This is a genomic window from Pseudomonas anuradhapurensis (genome assembly GCF_014269225.2).
In the GTDB taxonomy this organism is placed as follows: Bacteria; Pseudomonadota; Gammaproteobacteria; order Pseudomonadales; family Pseudomonadaceae; genus Aquipseudomonas; species Aquipseudomonas anuradhapurensis.
The window spans coordinates 5,330,956-5,353,165 of the sequence record NZ_CP077097.1 but is presented as its reverse complement, the minus strand read 5'-3'; the positions used below and the strand labels follow the sequence as shown (position 1 = coordinate 5,353,165).

The window sequence follows — 22,210 nt, the reverse complement described above, 5'->3', positions numbered from 1 at the left end:
CGTCGACGTTCAAGACTTGCCATGGAGCTTGCCTGACAGCCAGGCGAACAAGGTTCCGACTATCGCGCCCCATAGGGTCAGGACCAGTAATGGGCCGAGGAAAGTCATCATTCCGTAGCCCTGCGTAGTTTGCAGGCGATTGAAGTCGAGCCCGTGGAACAAGGCGTTCAGAAAAGCGATACCTTGCACCGGCCATAGCACATACAGCAGCGTGCAGACCGCATAGGAAACAGCCATGGTCAAGGCCAGGGAGAGACCGGTTTTCCAAGGAGCGTTCATGATTGTTTACCTGAACTGGGAGGTGCGTTGGACGGGATGTCGGGACTGCGACGGGTTAACCAAGGCAGGAACGCTGGCGTCTTTGCACGGTAAACGCGGTAGGCATCGCCGAAGTGCGCAAGCAATTCACGCTCTTCCCGTTTCGCAAGTTGGATGTACACGAACAAGAGAATTGGAAACATCAGCAGGGTGATCAGGGTTGGCCATTGCAGTAAAAAGCCAAACATGATCAGCACGAAGCCGACGTACTGTGGATGGCGGATCCGCGCATAGGGGCCCTCAAGTGCAAGTCGTCCACTCGCTTGGGCTTGGTAGAGGACCCGCCACGCAGCCGCCAATAACCAGAAACCGCCCGCGATCAGAAAATTGCTGATGACGTGAAACGGCCCCCAATGCGGGTTGACCTTCCAGCCCAGCACCGTTTCGAGCAAATGCCCGGCATCGTGCGAGAGGAAATCGATGCCGGGGAAGTTGCGAGTGAGCCAGGGCATCAGCAGGTAGATTGTCAGCGGGAAACCGTACATCTCGCTAAACAGAGCCACCAGGAATGCTGAAAACATGCTGAAGGAGCGCCAATCTCGGCTTGTCTTCGGCCGGGCGAAGCTGAAGGCGAACAAGATGAACACCAGCGAATTGAGGATAACAAGCGACCAGAGGCCGTAGGCCGGCTCATTGTGGTTCATGGCGGGCACCCCTCTTTGTTACGCGCTCACTTTTTAGTTGGCATATCCATCATCGATGACTGCTGCTCCATCATCTGCATCATCATGTTCATCATGCCCATGCCTGAACCGCCCTTGGCTCCATGCATGCCCATACAATCCATTGCGCCTTTATCCTTGTTCATCATGGCCATGCTGTCCTTCATCACTTGCATGCCTTCCTGCATGGCAGCGTGGCGTTCGGCGGGCGTCTTGGCCGCTGCCGCTTTGTCGTGTGCCGTCTGCATCTTCTGCATTTGCTCATTCATGGCTTTGGTCAGGTCGCTCGACACGGGGGCGGGGCTCGTGGCTGAGTCAGCGGGCGCAGCGTCTGGGTGATGGGCATCTTCGGCAGAGGCGATGAGGGTGCAACCAGCCAGGATTGCAGCCAGAACGAATTTAGGATGCTTTTGCATGGTGAACTCCAGGGATCGTCAGAAGTGAACATGGACAGATAGCCGAGCCGCGAAGAAACGGCGCAGCAGGACAGCGCAATCAGTGCTTTGCCGATATGCAGTGAGGTCTAATCGTTGAGGCGGGCGAAAATCAGGCGGGCAGGGCGCTTTGATGGTGTGTGGAGCTTCAGTGCCAGAACGGCAAGGGATGACTTTTGCGCAGGACCGAGCACGATTACCAATGCCGAAGTTAACAGCAAAAGAATGGGCCAATGGAGAGGATCCATCATCTGGATCATCTGTGCTGCAGGTCTTATTGCTGCAGCAACGTCCTCGCAGTTCTGAAGACAACCATTGGCGTGGAGATCATGCGCATGGCCCACATGCAGCTCGGCATGGTGGGCAGCAGTGATATCGTGATTCGGTTGTACCAGGCAGCCATGGATCGTCATCACGGCCAAAGCTAGCACCCATGCGGCGAGGGTGAGGTACAAGATGCTTTGGCGGTGTCGACGGAACCAGTACATGAGGTATGACCTCGACCAATCAAGTCGTATTGGTTTCAATCTAGCTGGCAAAGCAAAGGCGCATTTGATCAAAGTCAAATTGCTCGAATAGCCAGCACCAATGACGACCCGAGGCTGCTCCCGCGAGTGGGCTGTGTACCTTACAGAATCGGCGAAATCAGCCGCGCAATCCGCATCCCCAGTTGCTGTAGACGATGGGTATCACGGCTGTCCTCCGCCGTGATTTCCCGAGCCTGTTCAAAGTCATTGATCAACATATTCTCGACCTGGTCGGCGAAGCTGCGGTCGACCGTCAACAGGGTGATTTCGAAGTTCAGGCGGAACGAGCGGTTGTCCAGGTTGGCACTGCCGATCGCGCTGATGTCGTCATCCACCAGCACTACCTTCTGATGCAGGAACCCAGGTTGGTAGCGGAACATGCGCACCCCGGCACGTACCGCTTCGAAGGCAAACAGGCTGGAGGCGGCATAGACGATACGGTGGTCAGGGCGTGACGGTATCAGCACGCGTACATCGACCCCACGCAGGACCGCCAGGCGCAACGCGGCGAATACCGCTTCGTCGGGGATGAAGTACGGGCTGGTGATCCATACTCGCCGGGTAGCGGAATGGATCGCTTCGATGAAGAACAGCGAACAGGTTTCCTGTGGGTCGGCCGGGCCGCTTGCCAAGGCTTGGCAAAGTACGCCGTCCTCCGGGTAGGCGTCAGGCAGGATCAGCGGCGGCAACTGGCGGGTGGCCCAATACCAATCCTCGGCGAACGACTCTTGCAGGCACGCCAGCACCGGCCCGGTGATCTGCACATGGGTATCGCGCCATGGCGAGAGCTGCGGATGCGCGCCCAGGTATTCGTCGCCCACGTTATGGCCACCGACGAAACCGAGCAGGCCATCCACCACGACAATCTTGCGGTGGTTACGAAAGTTCACCTGGAAGCGGTTGAACCAGCCTCGGCGAGTGGCGAAGGCATGGATCTGCACACCGCCTTCACGCAGGACCTGGCTGTAGCTGGCCGGCAGGGCGTGGCTGCCGACCCGGTCGTACAGGACGAATATCTGCACGCCTTCGGCAGCCTTGCGCAGCAGCAGTTGTTGCAGCGCCTTACCAAGGCTGTCGTCATGAATGATGAAGAACTGGACCAGCACCACGTCGCGGGCATTTTCGATGGCAGCGAAGATGGCATCGAACGTCGCTTTCCCGTCGATCAGCAGTTTCACCTGGTTGTTGGCCAGGCAGGGCATGCGGCCAAGCTTGGGCATGGCACGCAAGGCTGCGTAGCTTTCCGACTCGCGAGCGGTGAGGGCTTCCTCTACCCATGGCCGCCAGTTGAGGTTGGCCATGGCAACGTGCATTTCCTGGTTGGCCTGGCGCCTGGCCTTGATGTAGGCGTAGAACGAACGCGCACCGAAGACCAGGTAAGGGATCAAGGTGAGGTAGGGGATGAAGAACAATGGCATGGCCCAGGCAATTGCGCCTTGGGCAGTACGCACGGTGAACAGCGCATGCAGTGCCGCGACGATACCCAGCAGGTGGACCAGGCCGAGTAGGTAACCAAAGAAGTAGGGGCTGTGGTAATCCATATGCATCCTGCTTGCCGAGTACACTCGAGTAACAGAACACGTTCCCGCTCTGCCTTGCAACCGGAAGGTGGATTTGGCGTCTAAGGCTCAGCCCGGCCCGGTTGGCCGGCTTTTTTTCCAGGAGCGTTCGTCCATGAAGATTCGTCTGCCACTGTTGGCGTTGGCCCTAGGTATGAGCAGCCCGTTGGTGCATGCTCAGATGCTGCAGCCAGGTTTGTGGGAGCTGACCACCAGCAACATGCAGGTCGATGGCAAGCCGTTACCCGACATGGAGTTCATGCTCGGCCAGTTGAAGAACCTGCCACCGGAACAGCGCGCGATGATGGAAGGCGTGCTGGCCAAGCAGGGGGTGACTGTGGGTGGTAAGGGGGTGCGTTCTTGCTTGACGCCAGAGCAAGTGGCAACCAATGACATCCCGCTACAGGACCCTAAGTCAGGTTGCACCCAGAAGATCACCGACCGCACCGGCAATGTGTGGAAGTTCCAGTTCAGCTGCCCGCGAGCACAGGGCAGTGGCCAGGCGACTTTCCTCAGCGACCGGGAATTCACTACCCAGGTGAACGGTACGTTCAACGCGTCGGGTGTGCAGCAGCAGGGCAGCATGAACACCCGCGCCGTGTGGTTGGGTAGGGACTGCGGTTCGGTCAGGCCGCGCAGCTGATATCCCACTGCCACTGGCTGGCCGCGACAGCATCGTGGGCATGCAGGCTTTCTGCATGTTCCACGCGTAGTTTGAAGGCGGTGCTCCAGTCGATTTGTCGCAACGCCTTGTGCAAACGCCGAGCAGCATCTTCACAGAACATCAAGTTCTGGCCATTGGCCAAGGCGAAGGCTTGTTCATCGGCGCGCTTTACTGCGGTCTGTACCGCAGTCCCCAGGCTCGCCTCCACGCAATCGATCAGCTCGGTAATTGGCAACTGCTGCTGATTGCTGCGTAGCCTCACCTGCACATGCGCGCTACTGCGTTGGCTGTGGGGTGTTGCGACGATGCCCTCGGCGCTACCAAGCCACTGCATCACCGCATACTTGTCGACTTGGTCGGTGCTGAAGTCCGCCTGGAACTGTTGCTGGATCAGTTGGCGTGCAAGCGCAGCCGAGCACGGGCAGGTCGACGAGTAGGGAACGCAAACGGATAGTTCCACGTGGAACATTTCTTTCTCAATCTTTGCATCGACCGTTACCGCATAGCTTTTCCAGCCGTGCAAGGGGCTGACCAGAGCGGGCCTTTTCAGCAGATGTTCAAAGCGCAAACGCAGATAGGCAGCAGCAGAAAGCCCGTCATGGCTGTCCAGAAAGTCAGACAATAGCTGGCGAATGACCAGTGGCGTAAGGGGCTGGTGTTCCAGAGCTTCCAGGGCAAGGTAAAGCCGCGACATGTGGATTCCACGTGAGCTGCCGTCCACCAGGCTGACGCCAGCATCCACCGTAGCAGCCGCGATGCGCCCTTCGAAATGGATCGGCAGGGCTATCCCGCACATTCCCACCCAGTTCAAAGGCAAGGTGTGTTCCTGGGCCTGTGCGGCGATGTCGGGGAGCTTGAGCTGGGTCATTTGGCATTCCAAACAATTGGTAGGTCAGCGGCAGCCGGCGATCAAACTGCAATGCAGGCTGAAGCGCTGACCACTGGAGCTGGAAACACGGTTCACGGTGGTCCAGCCGATGCGGCGGCTATAACCCACCCAAGCCTCGCCATCGCTGGCCAGGCCGGTGAAAAAGGTCAGCGAGCCGTAGCGGCTGTTGGTTTGCGCCCAAAGGCGACGGCTATTGAAGTCGAAACCACGCAGATAGAACGTGCTGCCTTCACTGCGAACGCTGTAGTAACTGCCCTTGCCGTCCTGACAGGCGAGCAGTGTCGAGCTGCGGGTACAGAGCGCCAATGGGCCACCCTGTGGCATGGCATACAGTGCCGTGGGCAGCGCGAGCAATAGCAGCACCGAGTCGCGTAGCAGATTCATTTTCATCCTTTGTCAGCACGTGTTCGTCGAGAACGGCTTGGCGAAATTGTATTGTTACTTTATAACATTGTGCAATGCATCGTTTCGAATGCGCTTCGCCTGAAGAGGTTTCGCCATGTCCAATCGTCTCCCTGTTACTGTGCTGTCCGGCTTCCTTGGCGCCGGCAAGAGCACATTGCTCAACCATGTGCTGCGCAACCGCGACAACCTGCGAGTCGCAGTCATCGTCAATGACATGAGCGAGATCAACATCGACGCCAGCGAGGTACAGCGCAACGTCAGCCTCAACCGTGCTGAAGAAAAGCTGGTGGAGATGAGCAATGGCTGTATCTGCTGCACGCTGCGTGAAGACCTGCTCGAGGAAGTGGCACGGCTGGCCGAAGAAGGTCGGTTCGATTACTTGCTGATCGAATCCACGGGGATCTCGGAGCCGCTACCGGTAGCCGAGACCTTTACCTTCCGCGACGAACAGGGCCGTAGCCTCTCTGACATGGCGCGGCTGGACACCATGGTCACCGTGGTCGATGGCCTGAACTTCATGCGTGATTATCAGGCGGCCGACAGCTTGGCCAGCCGTGGCGAAACCCTGGGTGAAGAGGACGAGCGCTCGATCAGCGACCTGTTGATCGAACAGGTCGAGTTCGCCGATGTGTTGTTGCTGAGCAAGATCGACCTGATCAGCCAGCATCAGCGCGAAGAGCTGATGGCCATTCTACGTAGCCTTAACGCGCGAGCGCAGATCATCCCCATGGTAATGGGCCAGGTCCCGCTGGCGCGTATCCTGGATACCGGCTTGTTCGACTTCGAGCAGGCCGCCCAGGCACCCGGTTGGTTGCAGGAACTGCGAGGCGAACATGTACCCGAAACCGAAGAGTACGGTATCGCAGCCACTACTTGGCAGGCCCGGCGGCCGTTTCACCCACAGCGCTTTTTCGATTTTATCCACACGCCCTGGAGCAATGGCCGGCTGCTACGTTCAAAAGGCTTTTTCTGGTTGGCCAGCAAGTTCCAGGAGGCGGGGAGCTGGTCGCAAGCGGGCGGGATGATGCGTCATGGGCTGGCGGGCCGCTGGTGGCGCTTCGTATCGCGCGAACAGTGGCCGCAAAATGTGGATAACACCGCTGCGATCCTGGAAAACTGGACAGCCGAGAGTGGTGATTGCCGCCAGGAGCTGGTGTTCATCGGGCAGAATATCGATTTCGCGGAATTATCCACAGCACTCGATGCATGCCTGTTGACCGATGAAGAAATGGCCTTGGGACCCATGGGCTGGTTACGCCTGCCCGACCCGTTCGGTCCATGGCAGGAGGAGGCCGCAGCATGATCCCCATACGCACACCTGTGGATATCTTTCAGGTAAGCGGCGATACACCTCAGGTGCTGACCGAGGTGCTGCAGGACGGCGTCAACCTGGCGGTGTGGCGCCGGCGCTTGCCGGCACAGCTGGAGGACTTTGCCGCGCTGGCCATCAGCCTTGGCCAGCCATTGGCGGACCAGCGCGTTATCGACGTGGACGAGCAGCGCATGCCGGTATTGACAGAGCTGTTGCGGGAAACGGCAGATTTGCACGGCTATGAAGCGTTCGTTGCCGATGTGAATTGGCTGCTGGCGGCCTACACCTGCCTGGTGGGTGCACGGCGGGTCGGCTTGCGCTTGCGGGTATTGGCGGGGCCCATGTGCCCACGCTTCCATGTGGATAACGTGCCGCTGCGCTTGCTTACCAGCTACGCTGGCCCAGGCACCGAATGGTTGCCCGTGCAGGCCAGTGCGTGCGTCGATTTGCGCACAGCGCAGCCGCCTGTGGATAACATTCAGCGTTTGCACGCAGGCGATGTGGCAGTGCTCAAGGGCGAGAAGTGGCATGGCAACGAAGGCGCTGGCCTGGTGCATCGTTCGCCTCCGGAGCGGCAGGGGCGACTGTTGCTCAGCCTTGACTGGCTGGCCTGACGGCGCATAGTGAGGCATTGCCATCGCCCGAAGCCACGCCATGCTGCAGAATATTCCCACCCATGTGATTGCCGGCCCGCTCGGGGCCGGCAAGACCACCCTGATCCGCCATCTGTTGGCCCAACGTCCGCGCAATGAGCGCTGGGCAGTGCTGATCAACGAGTTCGGCCTGGTCGGGCTTGATGCGGCCTTGCTCAGCCGTGACGAGGACGGGATCGCCATCGGCGAGGTCGCGGGTGGCTGCCTGTGCTGCGTCAACGGCATGCCGTTCCAGGTCGGCCTGGGCCGGCTGCTGCGCAAGTCCCGGCCTGACCGGCTGTTCATAGAGCCGTCCGGGTTGGGCCATCCGCTGCAGCTGCTTGCTCAGTTGCAACAAGCACCTTGGGCTGGGGTGCTGGCGGTACAGCCGTTGCTGATGGTCATGGATGCGCAGTCGATGGTTCGCAACGAACGGCTGGCGGAGGCGCAACAGCAGGCGCTCGATGCAGCGGAGAATGTTGTCTTCAACAAGGCAGAGTCGGTGGGTGATGCTTGCAAGGCATCGATAACAGACAGGTTTCCCGCCAAGAAAGTGTTCTGGACGATCGAAGGGCAGCTGCCCGTGTCGGACCTGCCCACTGTACCCACCAGTGCGGCTGCCAATGCCCTTGTGGATAACCTGATTCCCGACAATAGGGTGATGCCCCCGCCACTCTGGGCAGACCCTGGCCAGCCGATCTGCCTCGCCCAGCAAGGGGAGGGAGGTTGGAGCATCGGCTGGCGCTGGCATCCCGGCCAACGATTTTATCCACAGCGGCTGCTGGCGTTCCTGCACGCCTGGCCATGGCGGCGTGCGAAAGGGGTTATCCACACCGTGGAAGGCTGGCAATCATTCAATGGCCTGAACGGCGACATGCCCATCTGGCAGCCCAGCGACTGGCGCCGGGATACCCGCATCGAGCTGATTTTCGACCAGCCACAGTCGCAGCCGGCGTTACAAGCCGGTTTGAGCGAGTGCCGCGTCAGCTGATCAGTTGCGCCAACGGTTGTGCTCCTGGCGCCACTGCTGCATCTCGATGACATTGTCGGCGCGAGGAGGGGTCTTGATTTCGAACGGATAGGGCGCCAGTTCGATCTGCACGCTGTGGGCGCCGAACTGGGTTATGGTACCGGGATGGCGTTGCTCACCGGTAACCGTGAATTCGAAGGCATAGACGCGCGCCAGGCGCTTGCGGCCATTGGCGTCACGGACAAAGGCGATGCGCTTGAGCGCGACGGCATCGTCGAGCAACTCGAGGTCGAGTTTGGCGCAGTGCTGTTTGACCCGTTCCAGGGCTTTTTCACGCAAACCGTGGTTGTGCCACAGCCAGGCGCCTGCCGTGGCTACCAGCATCAGGACTAAGAGGTTTTCCAGGGTCAACATTTGCATCTGCTCCAAACAGGTCGATCCAGCTTAACTGCGTCCCTGGCCTGTCGTACAGGTGGCAATCGAGTCCATACTGCGTTGCGCACAATCCTTGAAACAGCTTTGGAAATCTCCCGCATGAAACGTACTCCGCACCTGCTCGCCATCCAGTCCCACGTGGTGTTCGGCCACGCCGGCAACAGCGCGGCGGTGTTCCCCATGCAGCGTATCGGGATCAATGCCTGGCCGCTCAATACCGTGCAGTTCTCCAACCACACACAGTATGGCCAGTGGGCGGGTGAAGTGCTTGCTCCGGCGCAAATTCCTGCGTTGGTGGAAGGCATTTCCAACATTGGCGAACTGGGCAATTGCGACGCGGTGTTGTCCGGCTACCTGGGCAGTGCCGAGCAAGGCCGGGCGATTCTGGCGGGGGTCGCGCGGATCAAGGCGGTAAACCCAAAGGCTTTGTACTTGTGTGATCCAGTCATGGGGCACCCGGAGAAGGGCTGCATCGTGCCGGCGGAAGTCAGCGAGTTCCTGCTCGACGAAGCGGCCGCCACGGCTGACATCCTGTGCCCCAACCAGTTGGAGCTGGACAGCTTCTGTGGGCGCCGTGCGCAGTCGCTGGAGGACTGCGTGCGCATGGCGCGCAGCCTGCTGCAGCGCGGGCCGCAGGTGGTACTGGTCAAGCACCTGGCCTACCCGGGGCGGGCCGAAGACCAGTTCGAGATGCTGCTGGTGACCGCCGAGCACAGCTGGCACCTGCGTCGCCCGCTGCTGGCGTTCCCGCGGCAGCCGGTTGGGGTGGGCGACCTGACCTCGGGCCTGTTCCTGGCCCGCGTGCTGCTTGGCGACAGCTGGCTACAGGCGTTCGAATACAGCGCTGCGGCCGTGCACGAAGTGCTGCTGGAAACCCAGGCCTGCGCCAGCTACGAGTTGCAACTGGTGCGGGCCCAGGACCGCATCGCGCACCCACGGGTGCGCTTCGAGGCGCAGTTGCTGACGCTTTAAATGGCGTCGGTCTTCAGGTCCTGGTAGCGCTTTTCCAGCTCCTGGCGGATCTGCCGGCGCTGCTGGCCCTGCAGGAAGCGGCGCTTCTCCTCGCTGCTTTGCGGCTGGCGGGGTGGTACCGGTACCGGGCGACGGTTGTCGTCGACCGCGACCATGGTGAAGAAGCAGCTGTTGGAATGGCGCACCGAGCGTTCACGGATATTCTCGGTCACCACCTTGATGCCCACCTCCATCGAGGTGTTGCCGGTGTAGTTGACCGACGCCAGGAAGGTCACCAGTTCACCCACGTGTACCGGCTCGCGGAAGATAACCTGGTCGACCGACAGGGTGACCACATAGCTGCCGGCATAGCGGCTGGCGCACGCATAGGCCACTTCGTCGAGGTACTTGAGCAGGGTGCCGCCATGTACGTTGCCAGAAAAGTTGGCCATGTCCGGGGTCATCAGGACGGTCATGCTCAGCTGGGCGTTTCCAGGTTCCATAGTGTGCTCACGGTGAGGTTGCGCTGAATCGGGCGAATGGGGCCGTTGGGGATCGTTATCTGAAGACACTTCTTTTCCCCTCATGTGAATTAGCCGTCTTGCTACGGGACGCTGGCTGACGCGCCATCGTCACGCTGATCATGCCATCAGCGGCGCTTTTCCTGCCGATCTGTTTCTGCATATTGCACCGGCTTTTTGCGGCGGAGTGCGATGTTAACCTGACCATGCCCATGCAACATGGCCACATTGCGCGTCCACAACAGTATGTACGCGCTGCTCGCACAAGGCTGCCCTGGTCGAGGAGCGGTCTGCCCCGGCACCCGCCAAAGGACGAAAAAGGGAGTATCACGCCATGCATGCCATCAGCTTCATCCAGGACCTGGCAGTGATCATGCTGGTCGCTGGCGTGGTCACCGTTGTCTTTCACCGCCTCAAGCAACCCGTCGTGCTGGGTTACATCGTCGCCGGCTTCATCATCGGCCCGCACACGCCCCCGTTCGGCCTTATTCACGATGAAGACACCATCAAGACCCTGGCCGAGCTGGGCGTGATTTTCCTGATGTTTTGCCTTGGGCTCGAGTTCAGCCTGCGCAAGCTGTTCAAGGTCGGCGCTACCGCCTTTATCGCGGCGTTCCTGGAAATCGTGCTGATGATCTGGATCGGTTTCGAGATTGGCCGCTGGTTCGGCTGGAACACCATGGATTCGCTGTTCCTGGGGGCGATCCTGGCAATTTCCTCGACCACCATCATCGTCAAGGCGCTGAATGACCTGAAGATGAAGAACGAGCGCTTCGCCCAGCTCATCTTTGGAGTGCTGATCGTCGAGGACATTCTCGGCATCGGCATCATTGCCTTGCTGTCGGGCATCGCCGTCAGCGGTACGGTCAGTTCGGGCGAGGTGTTTTCCACCGTGGGCAAGCTGTCGCTGTTCATGATCGTCGCGCTGGTCATCGGCATCCTGTTGGTACCGCGGCTGCTGGCTTACGTGGCCAGGTTCGAGAGCAACGAAATGTTGCTTATTACCGTGCTAGGCCTGTGTTTCGGCTTTTGTCTGCTGGTAGTGAAGCTCGAATACAGCATGGTGCTGGGCGCATTCCTGATTGGCGCGATCATGGCCGAATCGCGCCAGCTACTGGCAATCGAGCGCTTGATCGAACCGGTACGCGATCTGTTCAGTGCCATCTTCTTCGTCGCCATCGGCCTGATGATCGACCCTCTGGTGCTGGTCGACTACGCCTGGCCGATCGTGGTGATTACCCTGGCAGTGGTGCTGGGCAAGATGCTGTCCTGTGGCATGGGCGCGTTCATTGCCGGAAATGACGGGCGCACGTCGCTGCGGGTTGGCATGGGTCTTTCGCAGATTGGCGAATTTTCCTTCATCATCGCCGCACTGGGCATGACCCTGCAGGTGACCAGCGACTTTCTCTACCCGGTGGCGGTGGCGGTATCGGCAATTACCACGCTGCTGACACCGTACCTGATCCGTGCGGCTGACCCGCTGTCGCGCAAGCTGGGCAAGGCAGTGCCCGCCCGCCTGGCGCGGGTGTTGTCGTTGTACGGCGAATGGTTGCGCAGTATCCAGCCACAGGGTGAGGGTGCCATGTTGGCGGCGATGATCCGGCGCATTCTGTTGCAGGTGGGGGTCAACCTGGCGCTGGTTATCGCGATTTTTTTCACTGGCGGCTATTTCGCCGGGCGTATCGGTAACTGGCTCAGCGAGTGGGTCAGCGATGTCAGCCAGCAGAAAGCCTTGATCTGGGGCGCAGCATTGCTGTTGTCGCTGCCGTTCCTGATTGCCGCCTATCGCAAGCTCAAGGCGCTATCGATGCTGCTGGCGGAGATGGGCGTGAAACCAGAGATGGCCGGGCGGCATACACAGCGCGTGCGCCGCGTGATTGCCGAGGTGATTCCGCTGCTGTCGTTGCTGGTGATCTTCCTGCTGCTGTCAGCGTTGTCGGCGAGCATTCTGCCGACCAGCGAGCTGCTGCTGGTGATTGCCGTGGTGGCAGCGGTGGTCGTGGCTTTGCTGTGGCGCTGGTTTATCCGCGTGCACACACGGATGCAGATCGCCTTGCTGGAGACGTTGGAGCACAGTCGCGAGAGTTCGCACTGAGCAAGGCAACGCTCCCTGCGCCAACTTCACCGTCGTCCGAGGGGATGGAGCGGTAGCGATGTCGCCAGGCGCAGAAAGCCTGGCGATGTTAACTGCATTAATGGCACTGAGCCATAATTTTGCGACTGGCGATCAGCTCTCCAGCCAGACATCCCGCGCCCAGTGCCAGACAGACTCCCAGCTGTCTTCACCGATACTTTCTTCTTCGGCATCCCACAGCACCACGGTGCCGTCTTCTTCGACACAGTAGTAGTTGTCGCCATCCTGGCACAGTGGAATAAGGTCGCGCGGCACGCCGGCATCCCAGGCGTTGGCAGCAACCTCGGGCAGGTAGGTGTGCGACTGTGGGTCGGTGACGGTCACTGGCTCCAGCGAGCCGTACACCACGTCGCTGACGGTCAGCAGAAACTCCTTGAACACGAACGGAATGTTGATGAACAGCTCTTCCTCGATTTCGACCAGCTGGTCCTCGTCGGGAAGCTCGAGCGGCACCGGCACTGGCTCATTGGCTTCACGGAGTTGTTCGATCACTTCTTCCACGGTTCACTTCCTCTGACCTAGATGACAACGCTGCGCGTTATACCCTAGTAGCCTAGTCTGGCAAAAGCAAAAACCCCGGGGCAGCCCCGGGGTTTTTTGTGCAGCACGCAGCGGTTAGCCGTTCTGACGGATACCGGCGACCAGCCAAGGCTGGTTTTCGCCTTGGGCACGGACCATGTGCCAGCTTTCGCTGAACACTTCGCCCTGGTCGAAGCGCGAGCTCTTCGACACGCCACGGAAGGTCAGGGTGGCGTCGGTGCGGTCGGCACGGTCGTCGACACCGTCCAGTTGCACATCAAGGTTGTCGATGTAGGTGGACTGGAAGCCGTCACCCAGGTCAGCCCGCTCGCGCTTGAGGAACTCGAGCATTTGCGGGGTGACGAATTCGGCGATCTTGTCCATCTCGTTGGCGTCCCAGTGCTGCTGCAGGGCCTGGAAGTGGTTACGAGCGGCAGCCAGGAAGCTTTGCTCGTTGAACCAGGCCGGGGCATTGATCACCGGTGCAGCGGCGGCAGGTGCGGCCGAACCACCGAAGATCGAAGGCTGGGCAGCTTGGGCGTGGGCTTCACGCTGCATCGGCGCGTGGCCTGGCATGGCCATTTGCGGCTGCTGCTGGCGGCGGCGCGCGGCGATGAAGCGGAATACCAGGAAGGCGATGAGCGCCACGATCAGGAAGTCCATGATCTGGAAGCCTTCGAAACCGTCACCCATGAACATGGAGGCCAGCAGACCACCGGCGGCGAGGCCGGCCAGTGGGCCCAGCCAGCGCGAAGCACCGCTGGCGGCCGGCGCGGCGCGGCCAGGTGCGGTCGGCGCGGCAGCAGGCGCAGTTGGCGTGGTTGGCGTGGCTTGACGGGTCTGGTGGATAGGCGCGGAGCCCGAGCTCTTGCCGCCGCCAAAACGCTTGGCGTTGGCGTCCAGGCTCAGCGTCAGGCCGACGCACAGCGCCAGAGCGATGCTAAGAAAACGTTGCATAAATGGGATATCCCCTGTTGTGGATTGCACGCGCGTCATGGTGCACAGGTTCCCTGGCACATGACCAGCGACATAATGTTTCTAGCTTTTGCCTGAATATTACCAAGCTGGCTGGGGCTGGCGCTTGCAGGAGCGGCCTGGTGTCGCGATGGGCTGTGCAGCAGCCCCAGCAGTCTCAGCGTCCAGGCGAAATCCTGGGGCTGCTGCGCAGCCCATCGCGACACAAGGCCGCTCCTACAATGGCCGGGGCGGGTTTCAGATGGCTTCGAGCTTGGCGTAGCCCAGCATCAGCCACTTGCTGCCTTCGGCAAAATTCACCTGCACCCGTGCCTGCGCGCCGGAGCCCTCGAAATTGAGGATCACGCCCTCGCCAAACACCGCATGTTGCACACGCTGGCCGAGGTTGAAGGTCGTCTGCGGGATATTGGCATTGGCGAACAGGTTGCTGTTGGTAGTGGTCTTGGCCCCACCAAACGGGCGGCTGACACTGTTGGACAGGCGCACTTCCTGAACCAGACCAGCCGGAATTTCACGTACGAAACGCGACACCTTGTTGTAGGTTTCGCTGCCATACAGGCGGCGCGTTTCGGCGTAGGTCATGACCAGCTGGCGCATGGCGCGGGTGATGCCGACGTAGGCCAGGCGGCGTTCCTCTTCCAGGCGGCCGGGTTCTTCCAGGCTCATCTTGTGCGGGAACAGGCCTTCCTCCATGCCCACCAGGAATACATACGGGAACTCCAGGCCCTTGGCGCTGTGCAAGGTCATCAGCTGGATGCTGTCTTCATGCTCGTCGGCCTGGGCATCGCCAGCCTCGAGCGAGGCATGGCCGAGGAACGCCGAAAGTGGCGAGAGGTCGGCGTCTTCTTCGGTGGACTCGAAGTTGCGCGCCGCGCTGACCAGTTCCTCAAGGTTTTCTACCCGTGCCTGGCCCTTTTCACCTTTTTCTTCCTGGTGATAGATGATCAGCCCGGACTGCTCGATGGTGGTCTGGGTCATGGTATGCAGCGGCATGTCCACAACTTTGGCAGCCAACCCCTCGATCAGCTCGATGAACGCACCCAGGGCGCTGGCGGCGCGGCCTTTCAGGGCCTTTGCCGCCAGCAGCTGGCACATGGCTTCCCACATCGACAGCTGGCTGTGGCGGGCATGCTCACGGATGGCTTCGACGGTTTTCTCGCCAATCCCGCGTGGCGGTACGTTGATCACCCGCTCGAGGGCGGCATCATTGCCACGGCCTTCGATCAGGCGCAGGTAGGCCATGGCGTTCTTGATTTCGGCGCGCTCGAAGAAGCGTTGACCGCCGTAGATACGGTAGGGAATGCGTTCGCGCAGGAGGGCTTCTTCCAGCACCCGCGACTGGGCGTTGGAACGGTACAGGATGGCAATTTCGTTGCGCGCATTGCCCTGCTTGACCAGGCCCTCGATGGTTTCCACCACGTAGCGCGCCTCGTCGTGCTCGTTGTAGGCCGCGTACAGGGTCAGGGGTTCGCCTTCGCCCATATCGGTCCACAGCTCTTTGCCCAGGCGCCCGCTGTTATTGGCGATCAGCGCGTTGGCCGCCTTGAGGATGCCACCGGTGGAGCGGTAGTTCTGCTCCAGGCGGATCATCTCGGCGTCAGGGAAGTCGGCGGTGTATTGATGGATGTTCTCGATCTTGGCCCCGCGCCAGCCGTAGATCGACTGGTCGTCATCGCCCACCGCCATCAGGCTGTCACCGCCGCGCGCCAACAGGCGCAGCCAGGCATATTGCACGGCGTTGGTATCCTGGAACTCGTCCACCAGTACGTGGCGGAAGCGCCGCTGGTAGTGTTCGAGCAGGCCCGGATGGTCACGCCACAGGTCCAGGGCGCGTAGCAGCAGCTCGGAGAAGTCGATCACCCCGGCGCGCTCACAGGCCTGTTCATAAGCGGTATAGACGTCGCGCATGGTCGACAGGAACAGGTCGCCACCGGCCTGGATATGCTGTGGACGCAGGCCTTCATCCTTTTGCCCGTTGATGAACCACTGGGCCTGGCGTGCCGGCCATTTCTGTTCGTCCAGGCCCAGCTCGCGCATCACCCGCTTGATCAGCCGCTGCTGGTCGTCGCTGTCGAGTATCTGGAAATTCTGCACCAACCGCGCTTCCTGCCAGTGTGCCCGCAACAGGCGGTGGGCCAGGCCGTGGAAGGTCCCGACCCACATGCCCGCCGGGTTGATCCCCAGCAATTGCTCGATCCGCTGGCGCATTTCAGCCGCAGCCTTGTTGGTGAAGGTCACCGACAGGATCGAGTGCGGCGATGCCTGCTCGACCTGGATCAGCCAGGCGATGCGGTGCACCAGCACGCGGGTTTTACCGGAACCGGCGCCAGCAAGCACCAGTTGACGCCCGAGCGTGGCCGCTACGGCCTGGCGTTGGGCATCGTTGAGGGAATTCAGCAGGAGGGAGAGGTCGTCTGTGTGCATCGGGCCATTCTAGGGCGCGGCAGGGGAACGGGCAAACCTCTACTGTATAAATATTCACCTTGCCAGCGGCCGTTCATCGACCCGATGGCAGGCGCCAGGCCGCCGCTCGGGCGGCCCGGTCAACCACGGTTCAGTCGATCATCTCTACGGTGCGTATTTCGCAGCGCTGCTGCGAACCGGCGTGAGTGATTTCCAGCATTTTCCAGTGGGTGCCACCCGCGCGTTCAAACGTCACGGTTTTTTCCGTCAGCACTTGCGGGGCGATCTCGCCGCTGTCCAGCAGCTGAAGCTCCAGCACTTCCCAGCCTCCCCGGTGGCGTATCTTGGGTTCGACCAGCACCGGTTCGATAGCCGGGGAAGCGACCGTGACGGTGCAATGGACCTTGAAGGTCTGTTCGCCGTCGGCGATGTCATTGATTGCAACGAGATTGGCGATGGTAGCCATTGATTTGCTCCTGTGATGGTTGAAAGTAGCGACAGCGCAACTGTCGTCCCTTTCATCCATCACAGGAGCAGGGCAGTGCTTCAGCTATGCCAATGCCTGCCATGTCTGGCGAGCAGGCTGATGGCTTGCTCCGGGCCATTGGTGCCTGACGGGTACGGTCGTGGTGCCTGGAAGTGTTCTTCGCAACCCTTGATGATCGGGTCGATCCACGCCCAGGCCGCTTCCACTTCGTCGCGGCGCATGAACAGCGTCGAGTCGCCCTCCAGCACATCCAGCAGCAAGCGCTCGTAGGCCTCCCAGCGGCGGGTCTGGCTGAACACCTGGGCCAGGTTCAGGTCCAGGTCCACCGGCTCCAGGCGCATGCCCTTGCCCGGGCTCTTGGTCATCATGCGCAGGCTGATGCGTTCGTCTGGTTGCAACTGGATCAGCAACTGGTTGACCTGGCCACCCATGAACAGCTCATGGGGCACTGGCTTGAACTGGATGACGATCTGCGACGAGCGCCGTGCCATGCGTTTGCCGGTGCGCAGGTAGAAGGGCACGCCCGCCCAGCGCCAGTTGTCGATGTGCGCCTCGATGGCGACGAAGGTTTCGGTGTCGCTATCGTTGTCGACGTCCTTTTCGAAGTAATAGGCTGGCACTTCCTGGCCACCGATGCGCCCGGCGCCGTACTGGCCGCGCACGGTCTTGTCCTGCACGTCCTGGCCGGTGATCGGCTTGAGGGCGCGAAGGACCTTGACCTTTTCGTCACGCACCGCTTCGGCCTCGAACTGTGCGGGAGGTTCCATGGCCACCAGACACAGCAATTGCAGCAGGTGGTTCTGCAGCATGTCGCGGATCGCCCCGGCGCGGTCGTAGTAAGCACCCCGGTTCTCGACCCCCAGGGTCTCGCATACGCTGATCTGCACATGGTCGACCTGGCTGTTGCGCCATACCGGCTCCAGCAGGGCGTTGGCAAAGCGCAGGGCCATGAGGTTCTGCACGGTTTCCTTGCCCAGGTAGTGGTCGATGCGAAATACCTGGTTTTCCTCCAGCACCGCACCAATCGCTTCGTTGATGGCGGTAGCCGATTGCAGCGAGTGGCCGATCGGCTTTTCCAGCACGATGCGCGCTTCGGCGTCGGCCAGGCCAGCGTTACGCAGGTGGTTGGCAATGGGCACGAACAGGTTGGGGGCGGTGGCCAGGTAGAAGATGCGCGTCAAGCCGCCGGGCTCGCCCAGGTAGCGCGCCAGCCGGCCAAAATCGGCGCTTTGCGAAGCATCCATGGGGAAATAGTCGACCCGCGCGGAAAACCGCCGCCAGACATCTTCGTCGAAATCGTTGCGGGCGATCTGGGCTCGGCAATGGCGTTCGGCGAGCTTGAGATAGTCGTTGCGTGGCAGGTTGCGTCGCGCCAGCGCGATGATCCGCACGGCATTGTTCAGACGGGCCTCGCGAAACAGGTGGTAGAGCGCCGGAAGCAATTTGTGCAGGGCCAGATCGCCGGTGCCGCCAAAAACCAGAATGTCGCAAGGAATAGTCAAACCACCACTCTCCACGTTCGTTTAACTGGGCGGGTTGGCGTCCATGTAGTATAACTACAAGAAAGCTACAACCCGGCCAGCCGATCATAACCGAGTCCAGCCTGTGAATCTGTTGCAACATATCGCCCAATCGCGCCACCTGCTGCGCAAATCGGAACTCAAGGTAGCCGACCACGTGCTACTCGACCCGGCTGCCGTCATGCACAGCTCCATGGCCGACTTGGCGCACAGCGTAGGTATCAGTGAACCGACCATCGTGCGGTTCTGCCGTGCCATCGGTTGCTCGGGCTTCCAGGACCTGAAGTTGAAACTGGCACAGAGCCTGGCCGCCGGGGCCAGTTTCGGTCAGTTCGCCATCCATGAAGACGACTCGGTTGCCGACTACAGCCTGAAGATCTTCGACACCACCCTGCACACCCTGATGGAAGTGCGTGAGCATCTCGACCCTCAGGCACTGCAGCAGGCGGTAACCGCCATGGCCCAGGCGCAACGTGTGGAGTTCTACGGCTTTGGCGCCTCCGGTGCGGTGGCGGCCGATGCCCAGCACAAGTTCTTCCGCCTGCTGCTCAGCGCGGCTGCCTACTCCGACCCGCACATGCAGGCGATGTCGGCGGTGACCCTCAAGCCGGGTGATGTGGCGGTGTGCATTTCCCAGTCGGGCCGCTCCAAGGACCTGCTGATTACCGCCAACCTGGTGCGTGAGAGCGGCGCCAACCTGATCACCCTGTGCCCCAGCCAGACGCCGCTGGCCGAACTGTCGACGGTCAACCTGGCAATCGACGTGCATGAAGACACCGAGATCTACACCCCGCTGACCTCGCGTATCGCCCACCTTGTGGTGATCGACGTGTTGGCCATGGGCGTGGCCATGGCGCGTGGGCCGAGCCTGGTCAATCACCTCAAGAGCGTGAAGCGCAGCTTGCGCAGCCTGCGTCTGTCGCCCAAGTCGATCAAGGCTACCGACGACTGAACGCCTGCACCGGCCTCTTCGCGGGCTTGCCCGCTCCCACTGGGATTGCGCCGATTTCAAAAAGTGCGCAGTACCTGTGGGAGCGGGCAAGCCCGCGAATGGGCCGGTACAGACAGTGAAATTTCACTGTTTTGTCACCATTCCACAGTCAAACCGTAAACCACCAAGGCCAGTCTGAAACTCCCGCATCCTATCTGGGAGACAGGCAATGGCTCGTGATTACGACGGTACTTACCAACCCAGCGCCAAGGCTCGCAAGCAGCAGGAAAAGGATCAGCGCCGCATGGAATACCGCCGCGCGATCGAAAGCTACTGCGACCAACGTCAACTACTGCGCGACCTGGTGGACTACCCCGAGTTGCAAGACCTCACGGTTTGGCAGGCGTCGACGGCAATTTCCCCGAAAAACGCTCAACCAGGCCGCTGATCAGCGCACGTTCGCTGCGGATGAACGCCAGGAAGGCCAAGGCAACCGGCGACTGCCGTTTGGCCTTGGACTGCACCACGCACCAGCTGCGGTACAGCGGTAGCTCCTCTACCGGCAGCTCCTTCAGCACACCGGTGGCCAGCTCGAGGTTGACTGCATGGCGGGTGAGCAGGGCAATACCCAGGCCGGCGATCACGCATTCACGCTGGGCGTCGGCCGAGGCCACTTCCAGGGTCTGGGTGAAGTGCACACGCTTGTCCTTGAAGTACTCCTCGCAGGCCTTGCGCGTACCTGAACCTTGTTCGCGGACCAGCAGCGTATGAGGTTCCAGATCCTGCAGGCGCAGTCGTTCCAGTTTGCACAGCGGATGCTCGGGTGGCGCCACCGCGACGATCGGGTTGTTGAGGAACGGCAGAAACTCCAGGCCCATGTCCTGCGGCACCATGGACATGATGATCAGGTCGTCGCGGTTGTCCGAAAGGCGGCGGATGGCCTGGGCACGGTTGACCACGGTCAGGGTCAGGTTGACCTCCGGGTGACGCTGCTTGAAGGCGGCGAACAGGTGTGGCACGAAGTATTTGGCGCTGGACTCGATCGCCAGTTTCAGTTGCCCCTGGAGTGAGCCCTGCATATCCGACAGCTGCATGTCCAGGCTCTCCAGGCGGCCGAATATGTCGCGGCTGGCACGTTGCAGGGCTTCGGCCGCTTCGGTCAGGTAGAGCTTCTTGCCTACGTACTCGAACAGCGGCTGGCCGATCAGCTCTTCGAGTTGACGGATCTGTAGACTAACGGCGGGTTGTGTCAGCGCCATCTCTTCCGCAGCGCGGCTGTACGAGCGCAAATCGCACACCTCGTTGAAGATCTGTAGTTGACGCAATGTCATACGCATCAATGACTTACGCATTTTAGCCCGCCCTTCGGCAATACCTTGTTACCGCACCATAAGCTTTTACTAATACAGCGTCTAACAAATATTGATTTTTGTTTATCGACCCACAGCGCTAGGGTGAATGTGCGACTGGCCAGCGACGCCTGGTCACGCGCCGACCGGTAGAACCGGCTCGACTGTTCCTACGGCTTTGGGAAGACTCCAGTGATAAAAAAAATCCTGATCGCCAACCGAGGTGAAATCGCAGTGCGCATCGTGCGTGCCTGCGCCGAGATGGGCATTCGCTCGGTAGCGATCTATTCCGATGCCGACCGGCATGCGCTGCACGTCAAGCGCGCCGACGAAGCCCACAGCATCGGTGCCGAGCCGCTGGCCGGTTACCTGAACCCGCGCAAGTTGGTCAACCTGGCTGTGGAAACCGGCTGTGATGCCTTGCACCCGGGCTACGGTTTCCTCTCGGAAAACGCCGAGCTGGCGGAGATCTGCGCCGAACGCGGGATCAAGTTCATCGGCCCGGCCGCCGATGTCATTCGCCGCATGGGCGACAAGACCGAAGCACGCCGTACCATGATCGCTGCCGGCGTGCCGGTGACCCCCGGCACCGAGGGTAACGTTGCCGATATCCACGAAGCCCTGAGGGAAGGTGACCGCATCGGTTACCCGGTCATGCTCAAGGCCACCTCTGGTGGCGGCGGTCGGGGTATTCGCCGTTGCAACAGCCGCGAAGAACTGGAACAGAACTTCCCACGGGTCATCTCCGAAGCCACCAAGGCCTTCGGTTCGGCCGAGGTGTTCCTGGAAAAGTGCATCGTCAACCCCAAGCATATCGAGGCGCAGATCCTCGGTGACAGCTTCGGCAACGTGGTGCACCTGTTCGAGCGCGACTGCTCGATCCAGCGGCGTAACCAGAAGCTCATCGAGATCGCCCCAAGCCCGCAGCTCACCCCCGAGCAGCGTGCCTACATCGGTGACCTCGCGGTACGTGCCGCCAAGGCGGTGAACTACGAGAACGCCGGTACCGTGGAGTTCCTGCTCGCCGATGGCGAGGTGTACTTCATGGAAATGAACACCCGGGTGCAGGTGGAGCACACCATCACCGAGGAAATCACCGGTATCGATATTGTCCGTGAGCAGATCCGCATTGCCTCGGGCCTGCCACTGTCGGTGAAGCAGGAAGACATCCAGCACCGCGGCTACGCGCTGCAGTTCCGGATCAACGCCGAAGACCCGAAGAACAACTTCCTGCCCAGCTTCGGCAAGATCACCCGCTACTACGCCCCCGGCGGCCCGGGCGTGCGTACCGATACGGCGATCTATACCGGCTACACCATTCCACCGTTCTATGACTCCATGTGCCTGAAGCTGGTGGTCTGGGCGTTGACCTGGGAAGAAGCCATGGACCGCGGCCTGCGGGCCCTGGACGACATGCGCGTGCAAGGGGTGAAGACCACTGCCGCGTACTATCAGGAAATCCTGCGCAATCCCGAATTCCGTAGCGGCCAGTTCAATACCAGCTTCGTCGAAAGCCACCCCGAACTGACCAACTACTCGATCAAGCGCAAACCCGAAGAGCTGGCCCTGGCCATCGCCGCCGCCATCGCCGCCCACGCAGGCCTGTGAGGAAT

24 protein-coding genes are annotated in these 22,210 nt (G+C 60.8%); 9 read left to right on the top strand and 15 right to left on the bottom strand.

Annotation, left to right across the window (positions count from 1 at the left end):
- Nucleotides 1-9 precede the first annotated feature (9 nt).
- From HU763_RS24435 to cls, 5 genes are all read right to left on the bottom strand, one after another.
- Nucleotides 10-279, bottom strand: a complete 270-nt coding sequence (locus tag HU763_RS24435; protein ID WP_186683956.1) for a DUF5676 family membrane protein — start codon at nucleotides 277-279, stop codon at nucleotides 10-12.
- Nucleotides 276-962, bottom strand: coding sequence for a methyltransferase family protein (locus HU763_RS24430; protein ID WP_186683958.1), 687 nt, complete (start codon nucleotides 960-962; stop codon nucleotides 276-278). The genes HU763_RS24435 and HU763_RS24430 overlap by 4 nt, the downstream gene beginning before the upstream one ends.
- Nucleotides 963-988: 26 nt before the next feature.
- Complete coding sequence (locus tag HU763_RS24425) at nucleotides 989-1,396, bottom strand: hypothetical protein (RefSeq protein WP_186683960.1); 408 nt, start codon at nucleotides 1,394-1,396, stop codon at nucleotides 989-991.
- Between the two features lie 107 nt (nucleotides 1,397-1,503).
- Complete coding sequence (locus HU763_RS24420) at nucleotides 1,504-1,902, bottom strand: hypothetical protein (protein ID WP_186683962.1); 399 nt, start codon at nucleotides 1,900-1,902, stop codon at nucleotides 1,504-1,506.
- 140 nt (nucleotides 1,903-2,042) lie between these two features.
- Complete coding sequence (cls, locus tag HU763_RS24415) at nucleotides 2,043-3,482, bottom strand: cardiolipin synthase (RefSeq protein ID WP_170033919.1); 1,440 nt, start codon at nucleotides 3,480-3,482, stop codon at nucleotides 2,043-2,045.
- Between the two features lie 133 nt (nucleotides 3,483-3,615).
- Between cls and HU763_RS24410 the strand changes: the two genes are divergently transcribed.
- A complete protein-coding gene (locus HU763_RS24410; protein ID WP_170033917.1) occupies nucleotides 3,616-4,143 on the top strand; it encodes a DUF3617 domain-containing protein in 528 nt (175 codons plus the stop codon).
- Here the strand turns inward: HU763_RS24410 and folE2 are convergent.
- Together folE2 and HU763_RS24400 are read right to left on the bottom strand one after the other, a co-directional pair.
- Nucleotides 4,127-5,032 carry a GTP cyclohydrolase FolE2 gene (gene folE2, locus HU763_RS24405; RefSeq protein WP_186683964.1) on the bottom strand — a complete coding sequence of 302 codons (906 nt, stop codon included), beginning with the start codon at nucleotides 5,030-5,032 and terminating at the stop codon, nucleotides 4,127-4,129. The genes HU763_RS24410 and folE2 overlap by 17 nt on opposite strands.
- A 24-nt stretch (nucleotides 5,033-5,056) precedes the next feature.
- Nucleotides 5,057-5,437 (bottom strand): glutamine synthetase, encoded by a 381-nt coding sequence (locus tag HU763_RS24400; protein WP_186683966.1) that lies wholly within the window; start codon nucleotides 5,435-5,437, stop codon nucleotides 5,057-5,059.
- Nucleotides 5,438-5,552: 115 nt separating this feature from the next.
- On the opposite strand from HU763_RS24400, the gene zigA reads away from it, so the two are divergent.
- From zigA to HU763_RS24385, 3 genes are read left to right on the top strand one after another with little or no spacing between them, the layout of a single operon-like run.
- Nucleotides 5,553-6,761: a zinc metallochaperone GTPase ZigA gene (gene zigA, locus HU763_RS24395; RefSeq protein ID WP_186683968.1), complete on the top strand. Its 1,209-nt coding sequence runs from the start codon at nucleotides 5,553-5,555 to the stop codon at nucleotides 6,759-6,761.
- Nucleotides 6,758-7,384: a DUF1826 domain-containing protein gene (locus HU763_RS24390; RefSeq protein ID WP_186683970.1), complete on the top strand. Its 627-nt coding sequence runs from the start codon at nucleotides 6,758-6,760 to the stop codon at nucleotides 7,382-7,384. The genes zigA and HU763_RS24390 overlap by 4 nt, the downstream gene beginning before the upstream one ends.
- A gap of 40 nt (nucleotides 7,385-7,424) precedes the next feature.
- Entirely contained in the window at nucleotides 7,425-8,393 is a 969-nt protein-coding gene (locus HU763_RS24385; protein ID WP_186683975.1) for a CobW family GTP-binding protein, read from the top strand.
- Here the strand turns inward: HU763_RS24385 and HU763_RS24380 are convergent, their stop codons facing one another.
- Nucleotides 8,394-8,786 carry a DUF3301 domain-containing protein gene (locus HU763_RS24380; protein WP_170033905.1) on the bottom strand — a complete coding sequence of 131 codons (393 nt, stop codon included), beginning with the start codon at nucleotides 8,784-8,786 and terminating at the stop codon, nucleotides 8,394-8,396.
- A 120-nt stretch (nucleotides 8,787-8,906) separates the two neighbouring features.
- Between HU763_RS24380 and pdxY the strand changes: the two genes are divergently transcribed.
- Complete coding sequence (pdxY, locus tag HU763_RS24375) at nucleotides 8,907-9,779, top strand: pyridoxal kinase PdxY (protein ID WP_170033903.1); 873 nt, start codon at nucleotides 8,907-8,909, stop codon at nucleotides 9,777-9,779.
- Here the strand turns inward: pdxY and HU763_RS24370 are convergent.
- Nucleotides 9,776-10,261 carry an acyl-CoA thioesterase gene (locus tag HU763_RS24370; protein ID WP_009683536.1) on the bottom strand — a complete coding sequence of 162 codons (486 nt, stop codon included), beginning with the start codon at nucleotides 10,259-10,261 and terminating at the stop codon, nucleotides 9,776-9,778. The genes pdxY and HU763_RS24370 overlap by 4 nt on opposite strands.
- Nucleotides 10,262-10,613: 352 nt before the next feature.
- Between HU763_RS24370 and HU763_RS24365 the strand changes: the two genes are divergently transcribed.
- Nucleotides 10,614-12,374 (top strand): cation:proton antiporter, encoded by a 1,761-nt coding sequence (locus tag HU763_RS24365; protein ID WP_186683977.1) that lies wholly within the window; start codon nucleotides 10,614-10,616, stop codon nucleotides 12,372-12,374.
- A 132-nt stretch (nucleotides 12,375-12,506) separates the two neighbouring features.
- On the opposite strand, the gene HU763_RS24360 is transcribed toward HU763_RS24365, so the two are convergent.
- The 5 genes from HU763_RS24360 to zwf form a co-directional block, all read right to left on the bottom strand.
- Nucleotides 12,507-12,914, bottom strand: a complete 408-nt coding sequence (locus HU763_RS24360) for an SMI1/KNR4 family protein (RefSeq protein WP_186683979.1) — start codon at nucleotides 12,912-12,914, stop codon at nucleotides 12,507-12,509.
- Between the two features lie 114 nt (nucleotides 12,915-13,028).
- On the bottom strand, nucleotides 13,029-13,889 hold the full coding sequence (locus HU763_RS24355) for a Tim44 domain-containing protein (RefSeq protein WP_186683981.1): 861 nt from the start codon (nucleotides 13,887-13,889) through the stop codon (nucleotides 13,029-13,031).
- Between the two features lie 255 nt (nucleotides 13,890-14,144).
- The gene (gene uvrD, locus HU763_RS24350; RefSeq protein ID WP_186683983.1) at nucleotides 14,145-16,331 is read right to left on the bottom strand and encodes a DNA helicase II; all 2,187 of its coding nucleotides are present in this window, start codon (nucleotides 16,329-16,331) and stop codon (nucleotides 14,145-14,147) included.
- A 130-nt stretch (nucleotides 16,332-16,461) separates the two neighbouring features.
- Nucleotides 16,462-16,776, bottom strand: a complete 315-nt coding sequence (locus tag HU763_RS24345) for a hypothetical protein (protein WP_186683985.1) — start codon at nucleotides 16,774-16,776, stop codon at nucleotides 16,462-16,464.
- Nucleotides 16,777-16,856: 80 nt separating this feature from the next.
- Entirely contained in the window at nucleotides 16,857-18,299 is a 1,443-nt protein-coding gene (zwf, locus tag HU763_RS24340) for a glucose-6-phosphate dehydrogenase (RefSeq protein ID WP_186683987.1), read from the bottom strand.
- Nucleotides 18,300-18,402: 103 nt separating this feature from the next.
- Between zwf and hexR the strand changes: the two genes are divergently transcribed.
- Nucleotides 18,403-19,269, top strand: a complete 867-nt coding sequence (hexR, locus tag HU763_RS24335; RefSeq protein WP_011536461.1) for a transcriptional regulator HexR — start codon at nucleotides 18,403-18,405, stop codon at nucleotides 19,267-19,269.
- Between the two features lie 208 nt (nucleotides 19,270-19,477).
- Nucleotides 19,478-19,696 carry a PA3496 family putative envelope integrity protein gene (locus HU763_RS24330; protein ID WP_186683989.1) on the top strand — a complete coding sequence of 73 codons (219 nt, stop codon included), beginning with the start codon at nucleotides 19,478-19,480 and terminating at the stop codon, nucleotides 19,694-19,696.
- On the opposite strand, the gene HU763_RS24325 is transcribed toward HU763_RS24330, so the two are convergent.
- On the bottom strand, nucleotides 19,638-20,600 hold the full coding sequence (locus HU763_RS24325; protein ID WP_186683991.1) for a LysR family transcriptional regulator: 963 nt from the start codon (nucleotides 20,598-20,600) through the stop codon (nucleotides 19,638-19,640). The two genes, HU763_RS24330 and HU763_RS24325, sit on opposite strands and share 59 nt — an antisense overlap.
- 189 nt (nucleotides 20,601-20,789) lie before the next feature.
- On the opposite strand from HU763_RS24325, the gene HU763_RS24320 reads away from it, so the two are divergent.
- A complete protein-coding gene (locus tag HU763_RS24320; protein ID WP_170033885.1) occupies nucleotides 20,790-22,205 on the top strand; it encodes an acetyl-CoA carboxylase biotin carboxylase subunit in 1,416 nt (471 codons plus the stop codon).
- The last annotated feature ends 5 nt before the right edge of the window (nucleotides 22,206-22,210 follow it).